We start from the raw sequence: 14268 nt of genomic DNA on the forward strand, positions 1-14268 counted from the left end.
GAGTTTATGTTTAAAAAAGTAATTATTGCCGAAGATTTTGAAGAATTTAATTTAGCTGTCGAACAAACTTTAAAAGATCTCAACATTGTCAATTTTCAACACGCAAAATATTGTGACGATGCTTTTCTGAAAATAAGAAAAGCAATTCAGGATAATGAACCTTTTGATTTATTAATTAGTGATCTTTCTTTTAAAAAGGATCATCGTGAAGTAAAAATCAGTAATGGCGACGAGCTGATCCAAAAAGTTAGAGAAATACAACCCGATATTAAAATCATTGCTTACTCTATCGAAGATAAAAGTCCTCGCATTAAATCTCTTTTTGATAATGCTGAAATTGACGCTTTTGTATTAAAAAGCCGAAATAGTATAGTAGAACTAAAAAAAGCGATTAATGTAATTTCGACTTCTGATCAAAAATTTATTTCACCTGAAGTTGCTCCTTCACTTTTAGAAAAAAACAATTACGAAATTGACGATGTCGACATTAAAATCCTGAAATATTTATCTGCCGGAACTTCTCAGGATGAAATCATCGAGATTTTCAAAAGCTCAAATATTAAACCCAACAGTAAAAGTGCCGTAGAAAAAAGATTGGCTAAACTCAAAGACTTTTTTAAAGCTAATAATACTATCCATTTAGTTTCAATTACAAAAGATATGGGGATTATTTAAATTCTCTTCACTTCCTTTTTAAAGCTCCTTCGGGAGCTTTTTTTATTTCTTTTCCTAAAAAAATACGGATTATGGATTTCCGTAAAATACTGGTTTTGATTGGGTTTACTTTTGAAATATAAATCAATTTAATATTAATCAAAACCTTAGAAATCATGAAACATTATTATGTAAACAACACAGCTCAATCAAACGGAGATCATGAAGTTCATACTGATGAATGTCAATTCTTTAAAAGTATTATAAGTAAAAAATATCTTGGTCTTTATTCAAACTGTAAACCTGCAGTGAGTGAAGCAAAAAAAACTTACTCAAAATCAAACGGTTGTAAAACTTGTTGCTCTGATTGCCACACAAGCTAAGTAATCATGGGCTTTCGATTTCAAAAAAGAATAAATCTTGGAGGAGGACTTGGATTAAATATTAGTAAATCCGGTATTTCTCCAAGTTTAAGAACTAAAATGGGAACATTTAGTAAAAGAGGTTATTCTACAAAAACAGGAATTCCCGGAGTTCGATACCAAAACAGCGGATGTTTAGTATTATTTGTCTTTACAGGCTTTATCACATTTTTAATTTATAATCTAAAATAATTTTAACCATGAAAACCAAAAAAATTACAACACTTCTATTTTCAATTCTAGCGATTTTTATACTAGTTATTTCTTGTTCAGAATCATCCGATTCATCATATGAAAGTTCAAACTCAGGATCTGGCTCAAGTTCAGGTTCAAACTCAAACTGCCCAACAAAAACCTGCGCCGATTTTTCATCTCAGGCACAGGCACAAGCGACTTACAACAGTAATAAAAGCTGTTATAAAAATCTAGATAGTGACGGTGACGGAAAAGCATGTGAAAATTTAAAATAAAAAACTATTCAAACCATGATAACACTAGAACTAAAAAGTCATTTTTTAAGATTATATCAAATGGCATTATCTGATGATCAGTTTGATGTATTAGAACTTCAAATGCTGTATCATTTTGCAGACGAAAGAGGAATTCCGAAAGAAGAGCTTGATAAGCTTTTCTTAAATCCAATTAATACCGAATTTATTGTTCCGGAAACTTTAAACACAAAAATTGAATATCTATACGATCTTACGAGAATTATTTGGGCCGATGGAAAAATTACCGATGACGAATTAAACATGCTGAGAAAGTATTGCAGAAAATTTGATTTTGTCGAAGAAAACATCAACGATTTATCTGATTATCTGATTGATTGTGTTCAAAAAAACATCGGAAAAGAAGAAATTATTAGTCAACTAAACGCATAAGTTATGAAAACACTTACCCAATTATTTAGTTTAAAAAAACCTGAAGGTTCTTCTTTTAAAATTTCAGAAGAAAATGAAGAAGACAGAGAACAAATTAGAATTACGTATTACCAAAGCGGATTTGCTGCTTCTGTAAAAGCAACCGGAAAACCTATTGTTTTAAAAGCCTGCCTCCAGAATTTATATATGAGTTTTGAAGATCAATGCCGAAAACAAAAAATGGAGCAAGACAGATTAAAACAACCGTATCGCGAAGAACAGGAAAAAAACAGAACGGAGCTGAAAAAATCTGAAGCGGCAATTGGTATTTATGAGAAAAAAGAACAGGATATCAATGAAAATATCGATCAGATAAAAAACGAAATTATCGAAGTAAAACGTAATCCCGATAAATACGGAATTGAAGATGGAAAAGGCTTGAAAGCCCAGTTTTATATTGGTTTGTTTTTGCTTCTTCCTATTACACTTTATGTTTTAGTTTTTTATGTTTCGGCTTCGTATTCTGCTTTTTTCAAGGAATTTGCAAACGATAGTTTAACGGCTGCAATTTTTGATGCCGACGCTTTAACTAATTCTTTTAAAGCAAGCTGGCTCGAAGGTGTTTTGGTTGTAACAATTCCGTTTGTATTTATGGGATTAGGTTATGTAATTCACATGGTGCAAAAAGGAAAAGGCATAAAAAATATCCTAAGAATGGCCGCTTTATTTATTACCACTTTTTTATTTGATGCCCTCCTGGCTTATCAAATCGAGAAAAAAATATATGAGTTTAATAAAACTACAGATTCTGCACCTTACAATTTGAATATCGCTTTGGGAGAAGCTGAATTTTGGATGATAATTTTTGCCGGATTCGTGGTGTATATTATCTGGGGACTTGTTTTTGATTTTGTAATGAAAGAATTTGAAAACATTGATAAAATCAGAGCTTTTATAAGAGGTAAAAAAGAAAACCTGATCGATTTAGAAAAATTGAAATCAGAATACATCAATAAAATAAATGGTTTTAAAGAACAGATTGTGACCATAAACGGGAAAATATCAGAACTGCAGGCCAAAATTGATGGTTTTGTTTTTCCTGTAAAAGAATATCTACATTATCATCACCAATATAAAGAAGGATGGTTTCAGGCCATAAATACAGAGATCGCTTTACCTCATAAAGAAAAAGTAGAATTACTGGAAAACTGCGAAAATTTATCCGAAGAACATTTAGGAAGATTAAACTTAGTTGATCCTGATTTTCAACAATTGATATATTCTAAAATTAATTAAAATGAAAAATACTTTACTTAAGATTTCACTGTCATTGCTGCTGATTCTATTTTTTTCATGTAAAGAAGATTCTAAAGATGAAGAAAAAGAAACTGCAGTAAAAAGCTCTGTTTCTGAAAATTACAATATCAGCATTTTGGTTGATTTATCAGATCGCATAAGTCTCAAAAAAAATCCAAACCCAACAATGGAGTTTTATCAGAGAGATTTAGGATATATCAAATCTGTTTCGGAAGCTTTTACGCAGCATTTAAAGTCAAAAAGAATGAGGCAGATTGATGATAAAATGCAGTTATTCTTTAATCCTGAACCAGAGAGTCCGGAAATTAATTCAATCGCAGATCAGTTAAAAATTTCGGTAGACAAAAATAATGCGTCAAAAAAATTGCTTAATTCCATAAATGAAACTTATGCTACGAAGACATCAAAAATATACCAATCGGCAATTGACGACGATAAATATATTGGATCAGATATTTGGAATTTTTTCGACAGCAAAGCAGAGGATCAATGTGTCGAGAAAGGCTACAGAAATATCCTCGTTATCTTAACCGACGGATATATGTATTATGATGGAACAAAATTTAAAAATGGTAATTTATCCAGTTATCTAACGCCTCAACTAATTAAACAAAATGGTTTAAATACAAACGACTGGGAAAAGAAATTTACAACTGAAAATTTTGGTTTTGTTAAAACAGATACTAATTTATCGAATCTTGAAGTGCTGGTTTTAGGCATTAATCCAGACAAAAAAAATCCGTATGAAGAAAAAGTAATCAAGGCATATTGGGCAAAATGGCTTAAGGAAATAAAAATCAGTCATTTTGAGATTAAAAGTGCAGAACTGCCTTCGAACATGGATAAAATTATCAAAGATTTTATTTTAGAAAAAGCATAAAACACCATATAGACGCTATTTTAAAGAGGAATTTGATTGTCCTCTTTTTTTTGTTTAAACCTTCTTTATAAAAAAAATTAAAAAGTTTACCACATTACGGATTTCCATAAAACACTGATTTTTATTGGTTTTACATTTGAATTATTAATTTAAAACTACAAACCAATGGAAATGAATATTCAACTAAAATCGTTAGCAGATAAAATAAATCAGCTGAAAAGTAAAATTGAAACCGAAGAATCTACTAAGCATGCTTTTGTATTGCCTTTTATACATGTTTTAGGATATGATGCATTTAATCCGCTAGAAGTTGTTCCAGAATTTACTGCCGATTTGGGCTTAAAAAAAGGAGAAAAAGTAGATTATGCTATTTTTCAAAACGGAGAGCCTATTATTATAGTCGAATGCAAAAGCTGGAAAGAAAAACTTACGGTTCATAATTCACAATTGTTCCGATATTTCCATGTTACCAAAACCAGATTTGCTCTTTTAACAAACGGAATCCATTATCAGTTTTTTACTGACCTGGACGATCAAAACAAAATGGACGAAAAACCATTTCTGGAATTTGACATCAGCAATTTAAAAGAAAGTACAATAAACGAAATTGCAAAATTTCACAAAGCCAATTTTGATGTAGACAATATTGTAAGCAATGCCAGTTCTTTAAAATACATTAAAGAAATTAAGAAACTTATAAATGAAGAATTAGAAAGTCCATCAAGTGATTTTACAAAAATATTTGCGAGCAGAATTTATACCGGAAGATTAACTGAAAAAGTGGTTGACGAATTTAAAGATTTAGTTCAAAAATCAGTTAGTCAATTCATCAATGATAAAATTAATGATCGCCTAAATGCTGCTCTTACAAAGGAAACCATCAAACAGCAGGATGAAGAAATCATATCTGTTGAAGATGATAATAAGATCGTTACCACAGAAGAAGAACTTGATGGTTATCGTATTGTAGTTGCTATTTTGCGAAGAAACCTCCCAATCAGCAGAATCATACATCGCGATACACAATCTTATTTTGGAATTCTGCTAGACGATAACAATCGCAAACCTTTATGCAGACTTCATCTTAATGGAAGTAAAAAATATATAAGTCTTTTCAACAATAATAAAATCGAAGCTAAAATCGCAATATCATCAATTGACGACATTTATCAATATGAAAAAGAGTTGTTAGAAACTGCTGCGCTTTACGAAACAGAATTAAATCCCGTATAAATACTCATTTTAAAAAGCTTAATTCTAATTAGATTTATCGCACCAAAAACTAATAAATCTAACCAAATACCACACGCCTATGCCAAAAAACTACTTCATCATACTTTTACTATTTACATTTTATTCCTGCGAAAAGGCTTCTGCTCCTCCTCTAACCCAAATAAAACCATTTTATAAAGAGGTAATTACGCCAGATGACCGCAAAACAATTACGCCGGAAGAAGCTAAAACGTATCATGTAAATAAAACCTATCATTATGAATACCGAACCGGAAATTCAGGGAATTACGAATATAATTATGATGTGAAAGGAATAAACATTCAAGGCGATTCGGTTTTTGGGAATATAAATGTCAGCGGAAAATACGGTGCCGGAATTTTAACCAGTGATACGGTTGCAGAAATTGAAATCAATACCGAGTGGGTTGCTTACGGAAAACTAAAAGCGACTGATAAAAAAGGAAATGAATACAATTTAATTGTCAAATAAAATACGCAATGAAATATACTTTACTCTTACTTTTAATCCTTATTAGTTCATTTCGACCGCCAGAAACCAGTGTTTATATCTGCGGATCGAGTGGTGCAAAAAAGTACCATCTCAAAGAACATTGCAGAGGTTTGTCATCCTGCAGTCGTGAAGTGGTAAAAACTACGCTCAAACAAGCTCAGAACATGGGTTTGACAATTTGCGGATGGGAAGATTAGATCTTCCCATTTTTTATATTTAATCATTTGATAATAATGAGTTTACAATAATTTCACATTAGTTTTCTTAATTTGATATAAAACTAATCGTTATGAAATTCTTTAATCTAAATTTTCTGGTATCATTCAAAGAATGGCTTTTTTTAAGAGCTATGCAATCTTCTTTCCTACACTAATAAACCGTTTAAAATAAAGGAAAGTACTATTGAATGAATAAAATTGAAAACTCATTTTTGAACAAAAACCAATTTGGTGAAGATTTCTTGTGGGGTGTTTCTACCGCCGCTTTCCAAATTGAAGGAGCGCATGATTCTGACGGAAAAGGTTCTTCTATCTGGGATGTTTTTACTTCTCAAAAAGGAAAAATTAAAAACGGAGATCATGCACTGACTGCCTGCGATTTCTACAATTCTTATCAAAATGATATTGATTTAATTCGGGAATTAAATATTCCGAATTTCAGGTTTTCTATCAGCTGGCCCAGAATTATGCCAACTGGAGTTCATCCTGTAAATCAGGCCGGAATTGATTATTACAACAAAATTATCGATTTATTACTCGCATCAGGAATTGAACCGTGGATTACGCTTTATCATTGGGATTTACCTCATGAACTCGAATTAAAAGGCGGTTGGACAAGCAGAGAATCTGTTAAATGGTTTTCAGAATATGTCGAAGTCTGCGCGCAATATTTTGGTGATCGTGTCAAAAACTGGATGGTAATCAATGAACCTTCTGTATTTACAGGAGCCGGCTATTTTCTGGGTATTCACGCGCCTGGGAAAAAAGGAATTACGAATTATTTAAAAGCGATGCATCACGTTACTCTGGCAACGGCTGCAGGTGCAAAAATATTACGGAACAAAATTCCGCATGCTAATATCGGAACGACATTTTCATGCACACATATTGAACCGGCAACGGACAGTCAAAAAGATATAGAAGCTGCAAAACGTGTTGATACTTTACTGAACCGCACTTTTATTGAGCCCATTTTAGGATTAGGATATCCGCAGAAAGATCTTCCGGTGCTAAAAAAACTCAACAATTATATTTTAGAAGATGATTTAAATAATCTCGCTTTCGATTTTGATTTCATCGGATTACAGTGTTACACACGTGAAGTGGTAAAATCAGCCATATTGATTCCGTATATTGGTGCTGAATTGGTAAGTGCCGAAAAACGAAACGTAATTTCTACCGAAATGGGCTGGGAAGTTTATCCACCCGCATTGTACCATGTTCTGAAAAAATTCAACGAATATAAAAACATCAAAAAAATCATCATTACCGAAAATGGCGCCGCTTTTCCTGATACGGTAACAAACGGAAAAGTATTTGACATTAAGCGAACTCATTTTATACAGGATAACTTAGAACAGATTTTAAAAGCAAAAAGCGAAGGACTAAATGTTGAAGGCTATTTTGTATGGAGTTTAACCGATAACTTCGAATGGGCTGAAGGTTACAACGCCCGTTTTGGATTAATTCATGTCGATTTTGAAACTCAGAAGAGAACCATCAAAAATTCAGGATTGTGGTTTAAAGACTTTTTATCTTAAACTAAATTCTTCTCAAATAAAAAGCCTTTCCGTAATTACGGAAAGGCTTTTCTCTTCAAAAAACAAATAATTATAACCTTTTACAGTTTATAATGTTTCTTTTAAAATGGCAACTGCTTCTTTCCAGTTGTTTACTCTTACGTGATGTGTATGATTTACATTATGATAGGCTGTAAACATAATAGGTTTACCCATACAATAATCCAGATTTTTACAATGGTCATCAATCATAAAATCAGTATTGATGATGTTTTTACTACCACACAAAATAATATTGTTCCATTTAATAAAAGGAAAATGTTCTGCAAGCCAGGCCATTTTTTCTGAAAGTGAAACAGGGAATTCTGTCGCTGCTGATACAATAAAAATTTCAAAATCTTTATCTAATTCAAGCAAACTTTCTACAGCATCGGGCATTACAGGCAGTGTTCTAAAGAAATTCTCTGAATGCAAAAGTTCATGAATAAAATCTCTTTTTTCAAAAGCAGCATCAGAAGCTAAACCTTTAATACTTTCCTTTGATAAAGCAGTTCCGTGCGCTTTATTATAATGGTCAATTAATTGTGCATCAATGTCGGCTAACACACCGTCCATGTCAATTGCGATAGTTTTCTTTCTCATTGTAAATTTATTTTGCGGTAAAATTATGCAAAAATTGCAAATTATTGCAATTTTAAATGTATTTTTGCAATATTAAATCGCAAAATAAATGAAGAAGGAAGAACGTCAAAAAGCTATTTTAGAATATATGTCTAAAGAGCATCGTGCGGCATCAGTAGAATTAAGTGAGTTTTTGGGCGTTTCTGAAGATACTATAAGACGTGATGTAAAAGAACTTTCAGATCAGGGTCTTTTAAAAGCAGTTCGAGGCGGTGCAGTTGCGCCTTCTCCTATTCCGCTGCATTATCGAAAAAGAGAAAAACACGACGTAGAAAACAAAAAGATCATCGCCCAAAAAGCAATTTCTTATTTAAAAGACGGACAAGTTGTCTTTATAGATGGCGGAACAACTTCTGTCGCTCTTGTTGCCAGTTTTCCTTATGATTTAAAATTAACAGTTATTACTAATAGTTTTCCTGTTGCTGCTTTAGTTGAAGATTTACCGAACATCGATTTAATCTTTGCCGGAGGAAAAATGTGTAAAACTTCCTTTGCTACTTCCAGTATTGAAACCATCGATTTTTTTAGAAATTTTCGAGCCGATGTCTGTATTTTAGGAATCTGCAGTATTCATCACGAACGAGGCATTACCGGTATTTTATATGATGATTCGATGTTAAAAAAGAACATGATTCAGAACTCTAATTTTGTTATCGCTTTGAGTTCTATTGAAAAAGTAGAAACTGCCGAATCTTATTTTGTCTGCCCGATAAAAGATATCAATGTATTGGTAACCAACGTTTCGCCGGAAGATGAGATTTTAAAAACATATAAAAATACGGGACTCACGATTTTATAGTTCTTTGCATAAAACAAAAAAAGCCTTTCAGAATTTTACTTCCGAAAGGCTTTTTGAATTATATATCATTTTATCAACGAAGTCTGTATTTATAAGCTTGTTTTAAAATCCCAACATGTATTTTACCATTGTTTTTTAAATGGGCTGTTACCAAAACATATTTCTCTTCGGGATATTTTATTTCATAATTAAATACGGTGTCTTTTACTTTTACCTGAAGCTGGTGTTTTCCATCATCAGATACCGAAAGCCCAATCGTTTCATAAGTAGGCAGTCCGTTTGCAGCTTTTAAATTAATGTCCTGAATTTTCTTTTTATCCAGAAGAATTTCCATCTTTAAATTATCCAGCTTCTTATCGGTTGGCTGTTCAAATGAAACAACATATTTTTTACACCCAAATGTGCACAGAACGATTAGTAATAGTAAAAACTTTTTCATGGAAATACGCTTTATTATTTTATAAATATAGATATTTTTATCTTAGAATTAAATCTATTTAATAAACAAAAAAGCCTTTCAAGATTTTACTCTTAAAAGGCTTTCTTTCTACAAATTAATTGGCAATATTATTTCCATCCGCCGCCCAGGTCTCTGTAAACATGAACTGCAGCGTTAAGTTGTTCTTTTTTAGTATCAATTAATTCCAGTTTAGCTTCTAATGCATCTCTCTGCGTCATTAAAACTTCGAAATAATCTACTCTTGCCGATTTAAACAAATCGTTTGAAACATCAATTGATTTGTTTAAAGCATCAACCTGCTGAGATTTTAAATCGTATCCTTTTTGAAGATTTTCGATTTTAGAAAGCTGAGTTGAAACTTCTAAATAAGCATTCAGAATAGTTTTATCATAATTGTACAATGCCTGAAGCTGTCTTGCATTGGCACTTGAAAATTCTGCTTTAATTGCATTTCTGTTGATAAGCGGTGCAGCAAGATCTCCTGCTAATGAATACAATAATGATTCAGGAAAAGTAAATAAATAAGATGGTTTAAAAGCCTGAACTCCAAAAGCTGCAGAAATATCTAATGAAGGATAAAATTCTGCGCGAGCTACTTTTACATCTAATTTAGCAGCAACCAATTCTAACTCTGCCTGTTTCACATCAGGACGATTAGTTAACAATTGAGATGGAATTCCAGAGTTTACAGCTGCCGGAAGCAAATCTGTAAAATTAGATTTCTCTCTTTTAATTTCCTGCGGATAACGTCCTAACAAAAAGTTGATTTTGTTTTCGTTTTCTTTAATCTTCTGTAAAATATCAAACTCTAAACTTTTTGAAGTTAAAACCTCAGCCTGAAATTTCTGTACTCCTAATTCTGTCGCTCTGGCAGCCTGCTTTTGAACTTTTACAATTTCAAGAGCGTTTGTCTGCAATTCGATAGTTTGTTTTACAATATCTAACTGACTGTCTAAAGCCAGTAATTCGTAATAAGAATCGGCTATTTCTGCAATAAGGTTTGTAACTACAAAGTTTTTACCTTCAACCGTTGCTAAATATCTGTTTACGGCTGCTTTTTTAGAATTACGCAGTTTTTTCCAGATATCAACTTCCCAGTTTGCATAAGCCGCAATGGTATAATCCGGTAACGGATCTGGTGTTTCAACTCCCGGTTTAATTTCTGTAGTAGCGTCGCCGGCACCCTGACTTGTGTAACGACCAACTTTTTCAATTCCGGCACCCGCACGAACTCCTACAGTTGGCAATAAAGCACCTTTACGTACTCGAATATCATTTTTTGCAATTTCAATTTCCTGCAAAGTCATGTTCAGTTCCTGATTGTTTTTCAGGGCAATATCGATTAAATCTACCAGATTTTGATCTTTAAAGAATTCTTTCCATTGCAGCGTTGCTGTATTGGTAGTATCCTGATTTTTTACAGCACCAAATGCTTCAGGAACCAGAGCGCTTGCACTCGCTGTTTCTGGTGCAGGAGCCTTACATGCTGCCACGGCAAGACATAGGCCTAATGCAATACTGTATTTATATAATTTAACTTTATACATGATTATTATCAATTTCTTCTGTTAATGGATTTTCTTCTTCATGTTTTACCAGTTTGTATCTCTCGGCAATTTTAGCAAAAATGAAATACAAGCCCGGAATTACAAATACTCCGCAAATTGTTCCTACAAGCATACCTCCTGCTGCCGCAGTACCAATGGTTCTGTTACCAATTTTACCCGGCCCAGTTGCAAATGCAAGTGGTAATAAACCAGCGATAAAGGCAAATGAAGTCATCAAAATTGGACGGAATCTTTCTTTTGCTCCTTCCATAGCTGCTTCAAGAACTGATTTTCCGGCTGCATGCCTTTGTATCGCAAATTCTACGATCAGTACGGCATTTTTACCTAATAAACCAATAAGCATTACCATTGCAACCTGAGCATAAATGTTGTTTTCTAATCCTGTTAATTTTAGTAAAAGGAAAGCTCCAAAAATACCCGCTGGTAAAGAAAGAATTACTGATAATGGCAGAATAAAACTTTCATATTGTGCCGCTAATACTAAGTAAACAAATCCTAAACAGATCAGGAATACCCAAATTGCCTGATTACCCTGAGCAACCTCATCGGCAGAAATACCTGCCCAGTCAATATCATAACCTCTTGGTAATTTTTTAGCCGCTACTTCCTGAATTACTTTAATCGCTGTTCCTGAACTATATCCGGCAGCAGCAGAACCACTAATTTGTGTAGAAGTGTACATGTTATGTCTTGTGATTTCAGAAAGTCCGTATACTTTTTCTAATCTCATAAAAGCTGAAAACGGAACCATTTCGTCACGATCATTTTTCACATACAATTTCAGGATATCTTCTGGTAAAGCTCTATATTCTGGAGATGCCTGAACAATTACTTTATAGTTAATTCCGAATTTAATAAAACTGATTTCGTAGTTACTTCCCACAAGAGTTGACAATGTATTCATAGCATTTTCGATAGAAACACCTTTTTGCTGTGCCAAATCATTGTCTACTTTCATCATATATTGAGGGAAACTAGAACTATAGAAACTAAATACGTTAGATAATTCAGGATGTCTGTTCAATTCAGCAACGAAGTCATTATTAACCTGCTCCATTCTTTTGTAATCTCCAGAACCTGTTTTATCTAATAAACGAAGCTCAAATCCTCCAGCAGCACCATAACCCGGTACAGCTGGCGGTTGGAAAAATTCGATATTTGCTCCCGCAATATCTTTACATTTTTCCTCCATTTCATGCATAATCTCAACAACAGATTCTTTTCTGTCGCTCCAGTCCTTAAGGTTAACCAAACACGTTCCTGAGTTGGCTCCTGTACCTTCAGACAAAATTTCGTAACCTGCTAATGAAGAAACTGATTTTACTCCATCGATAGTTTCAGCAATTTTTTGAACTCTTTCTGCAATATTATTTGTTCTTTCTAACGATGAACCCGGAGGTGTCTGAATAACCGCATAGAACATTCCCTGATCCTCATTCGGAATAAATCCTGAAGGAACTGAACTGCTTATTAACCATGTTCCGGCACAGAAACCAAGAAGTGCCACAATAGTAACCGCTCTTCTGGTAACAATTTTACCTAATAAGTTTTGATATTTACCCTGAGCAAGATTAAACTTGTTGTTGAAACCATCTATAAACATATTTATAGGGGTTTTCTTTTTAGGAGCACCGTGGTTATTTTTTAGCATCATAGCACAAAGTGCCGGTGTCAATGTCAAGGCCACAATACCAGAAAGGATAATTGCCGTTGCCATAGTAACAGAAAACTGTCTGTAGAATACTCCAACCGGACCAGACATAAACGCTACAGGAATAAATACTGCCGCCATAAGGAAAGTAATAGCAACAATTGCCCCCGCAATTTCGTGCATTGCTTTTTTAGTTGCCTTAAATGGCGACAGATGCTCCTCTTCCATCTTGGCGTGAACGGCTTCGATAACCACAATCGCGTCATCGACCACGACCCCAATTGCTAAAACCAGAGCGAATAATGTGATTAAGTTTAATGAAATATCAAAGAATGTCATGAACACAAAGGTTCCTACCAGCGAAACGGGTACCGCAATTGCCGGAATAATAGTAGAACGCCAGTCTCCTAAGAAAAGGAATACTACTAAACCTACCAGAATAAAAGCTTCTACAAGTGTGTGGATTACTTTTTCGATAGAAGCATCAAGGAATTTAGAAACGTCATACGAAATTTCATAATCCATTCCTTTTGGAAACTTTTGTTTGATTTTTTCCAATTTAGCTTTTACCTCTTCAATAACCTGATTTGCGTTACTTCCAAAAGATTGTTTTAATACAATTGCCGCAGAAGGTCTTCCATTCAAGTTAGAATAGATATCATACATCGAGCTTCCAAATTCAACTTTGGCAACATCTTTAAGTCTTAAAAGTTCTCCATTTGGATTGGCTTTTACTACGATATTTTCATATTGTTCTTTTGTTGTAAAACGCCCTGAATATTTCAATACATACTCAAACGCCTGAGAACGTTTACCAGAACTTTCTCCCGTTTTACCCGGAGAAGCCTCCAAACTCTGACTTGATAATGCTTCCATTATTTCATCAGCAGAAATTTTATAAGCCAGCATACGATCTGGTTTCAGCCAGATACGCATAGCATATTCACGTGTACCTAAGATATCTCCGGAACCAATACCGTTTACCCTTTTTAATTCAGAAAGTACGTTGATATCAGCATAGTTGTACAAGAACTTCATGTCGGTATTTTTGTCCGTACTATAAAGGTTCACGTACATAAGCATACTTGGTACTTCACGGGTAATTTTAATACCCTCACGAATTACTAATGGAGGTAATTTATTGGTAACCGAAGCCACACGGTTCTGAACGTTAATGGCCGCCTGATTAGGATCTGTTCCTAAGTTAAATACCACTTTAATAGTAGCTTCACCGTCGTTTCCGGCATCCGAAGCCATATATTTCATTCCAGGAACACCATTTAAAGCTCTTTCAAGAGGAATAACAACCGCCTTGATCATCAACTCACCATTAGATCCCGGATAATCTGCGGTAACATTCACCATTGGAGGTGAAATTGTAGGGAATTGGGTAATTGGTAAATTTAATACCGAAAGTACACCCAAAAAGACAATGATAAGCGATATTACTATCGACAGTACCGGTCTTTGAATAAATTTATTAAACATTTTTTA

The 14268-nt window shown here is 33.6% G+C and carries 14 protein-coding genes; 10 read left to right on the forward strand and 4 right to left on the reverse strand.

What is annotated here, in order from left to right; all coding sequences use genetic code 11:
* Positions 1–6: 6 nt before the first annotated feature.
* The 9 genes from ABDW27_RS05940 (at position 7) to ABDW27_RS05980 (ending at position 7636) form a co-directional block, all read left to right on the forward strand.
* Positions 7–675 carry a response regulator gene (locus tag ABDW27_RS05940; RefSeq protein WP_343695033.1) on the forward strand — a complete coding sequence of 223 codons (669 nt, stop codon included), beginning with the start codon at positions 7–9 and terminating at the stop codon, positions 673–675.
* A gap of 368 nt (positions 676–1043) precedes the next feature.
* Positions 1044–1268 carry a DUF4236 domain-containing protein gene (locus tag ABDW27_RS05945; protein ID WP_343695034.1) on the forward strand — a complete coding sequence of 75 codons (225 nt, stop codon included), beginning with the start codon at positions 1044–1046 and terminating at the stop codon, positions 1266–1268.
* 8 nt (positions 1269–1276) lie between these two features.
* On the forward strand, positions 1277–1546 hold the full coding sequence (locus ABDW27_RS05950) for an excalibur calcium-binding domain-containing protein (RefSeq protein ID WP_343695035.1): 270 nt from the start codon (positions 1277–1279) through the stop codon (positions 1544–1546).
* A 15-nt stretch (positions 1547–1561) separates the two neighbouring features.
* The gene (locus ABDW27_RS05955) at positions 1562–1957 is read left to right on the forward strand and encodes a hypothetical protein (protein ID WP_343695036.1); all 396 of its coding nucleotides are present in this window, start codon (positions 1562–1564) and stop codon (positions 1955–1957) included.
* 3 nt (positions 1958–1960) lie between these two features.
* Positions 1961–3232 carry an ABC transporter permease gene (locus ABDW27_RS05960; protein WP_343695037.1) on the forward strand — a complete coding sequence of 424 codons (1272 nt, stop codon included), beginning with the start codon at positions 1961–1963 and terminating at the stop codon, positions 3230–3232.
* A gap of 1 nt (position 3233) precedes the next feature.
* Positions 3234–4133, forward strand: coding sequence for a hypothetical protein (locus ABDW27_RS05965; protein WP_343695038.1), 900 nt, complete (start codon positions 3234–3236; stop codon positions 4131–4133).
* A 165-nt stretch (positions 4134–4298) separates the two neighbouring features.
* Positions 4299–5366, forward strand: coding sequence for a type I restriction endonuclease (locus ABDW27_RS05970; RefSeq protein ID WP_343695039.1), 1068 nt, complete (start codon positions 4299–4301; stop codon positions 5364–5366).
* 79 nt (positions 5367–5445) lie between these two features.
* Positions 5446–5856 (forward strand): hypothetical protein, encoded by a 411-nt coding sequence (locus ABDW27_RS05975; RefSeq protein WP_343695040.1) that lies wholly within the window; start codon positions 5446–5448, stop codon positions 5854–5856.
* A gap of 427 nt (positions 5857–6283) precedes the next feature.
* The gene (locus tag ABDW27_RS05980; RefSeq protein ID WP_343695041.1) at positions 6284–7636 is read left to right on the forward strand and encodes a GH1 family beta-glucosidase; all 1353 of its coding nucleotides are present in this window, start codon (positions 6284–6286) and stop codon (positions 7634–7636) included.
* An 87-nt stretch (positions 7637–7723) separates the two neighbouring features.
* Here the strand turns inward: ABDW27_RS05980 and ABDW27_RS05985 are convergent, their stop codons facing one another.
* Positions 7724–8257, reverse strand: a complete 534-nt coding sequence (locus ABDW27_RS05985) for a 5'(3')-deoxyribonucleotidase (protein WP_343695042.1) — start codon at positions 8255–8257, stop codon at positions 7724–7726.
* Between the two features lie 88 nt (positions 8258–8345).
* On the opposite strand from ABDW27_RS05985, the gene ABDW27_RS05990 reads away from it, so the two are divergent.
* Positions 8346–9095, forward strand: coding sequence for a DeoR/GlpR family DNA-binding transcription regulator (locus ABDW27_RS05990; RefSeq protein ID WP_343695043.1), 750 nt, complete (start codon positions 8346–8348; stop codon positions 9093–9095).
* Positions 9096–9168: 73 nt separating this feature from the next.
* On the opposite strand, the gene ABDW27_RS05995 is transcribed toward ABDW27_RS05990, so the two are convergent.
* The 3 genes from ABDW27_RS05995 to ABDW27_RS06005 all read right to left on the reverse strand — a co-directional run bounded on the left by ABDW27_RS05995 (position 9169) and on the right by ABDW27_RS06005 (position 14262).
* A complete protein-coding gene (locus ABDW27_RS05995) occupies positions 9169–9534 on the reverse strand; it encodes a hypothetical protein (protein ID WP_343695044.1) in 366 nt (121 codons plus the stop codon).
* A gap of 128 nt (positions 9535–9662) precedes the next feature.
* Positions 9663–11102 (reverse strand): TolC family protein, encoded by a 1440-nt coding sequence (locus ABDW27_RS06000; RefSeq protein WP_343695045.1) that lies wholly within the window; start codon positions 11100–11102, stop codon positions 9663–9665.
* Complete coding sequence (locus ABDW27_RS06005) at positions 11095–14262, reverse strand: efflux RND transporter permease subunit (RefSeq protein ID WP_343695046.1); 3168 nt, start codon at positions 14260–14262, stop codon at positions 11095–11097. The genes ABDW27_RS06000 and ABDW27_RS06005 overlap by 8 nt, the downstream gene beginning before the upstream one ends.
* Positions 14263–14268: the final 6 nt, after the last annotated feature.

This window comes from Flavobacterium sp. (genome assembly GCF_039595935.1).
Lineage (GTDB): Bacteria > Bacteroidota > Bacteroidia > Flavobacteriales > Flavobacteriaceae > Flavobacterium.

Bases quoted from the DNA above. Each gene is read 5' to 3' on its own strand.
- ABDW27_RS05945 (WP_343695034.1), top strand. From the start codon at position 1,044: ATGGGCTTTCGATTTCAAAAAAGAATAAATCTTGGAGGAGGACTTGGA.
- ABDW27_RS05950 (WP_343695035.1), top strand. From the start codon at position 1,277: ATGAAAACCAAAAAAATTACAACACTTCTATTTTCAATTCTAGCGATT.
- ABDW27_RS05970 (WP_343695039.1), top strand. From the start codon at position 4,299: ATGGAAATGAATATTCAACTAAAATCGTTAGCAGATAAAATAAATCAG.
- ABDW27_RS05940 (WP_343695033.1), top strand. From the start codon at position 7: ATGTTTAAAAAAGTAATTATTGCCGAAGATTTTGAAGAATTTAATTTA.
- ABDW27_RS05965 (WP_343695038.1), top strand. From the start codon at position 3,234: ATGAAAAATACTTTACTTAAGATTTCACTGTCATTGCTGCTGATTCTA.
- ABDW27_RS05995 (WP_343695044.1), bottom strand. From the start codon at position 9,534: ATGAAAAAGTTTTTACTATTACTAATCGTTCTGTGCACATTTGGGTGT.
- ABDW27_RS05960 (WP_343695037.1), top strand. From the start codon at position 1,961: ATGAAAACACTTACCCAATTATTTAGTTTAAAAAAACCTGAAGGTTCT.
- ABDW27_RS05955 (WP_343695036.1), top strand. From the start codon at position 1,562: ATGATAACACTAGAACTAAAAAGTCATTTTTTAAGATTATATCAAATG.
- ABDW27_RS06005 (WP_343695046.1), bottom strand. From the start codon at position 14,262: ATGTTTAATAAATTTATTCAAAGACCGGTACTGTCGATAGTAATATCG.
- ABDW27_RS05985 (WP_343695042.1), bottom strand. From the start codon at position 8,257: ATGAGAAAGAAAACTATCGCAATTGACATGGACGGTGTGTTAGCCGAC.
- ABDW27_RS06000 (WP_343695045.1), bottom strand. From the start codon at position 11,102: ATGTATAAAGTTAAATTATATAAATACAGTATTGCATTAGGCCTATGT.
- ABDW27_RS05980 (WP_343695041.1), top strand. From the start codon at position 6,284: ATGAATAAAATTGAAAACTCATTTTTGAACAAAAACCAATTTGGTGAA.
- ABDW27_RS05975 (WP_343695040.1), top strand. From the start codon at position 5,446: ATGCCAAAAAACTACTTCATCATACTTTTACTATTTACATTTTATTCC.
- ABDW27_RS05990 (WP_343695043.1), top strand. From the start codon at position 8,346: ATGAAGAAGGAAGAACGTCAAAAAGCTATTTTAGAATATATGTCTAAA.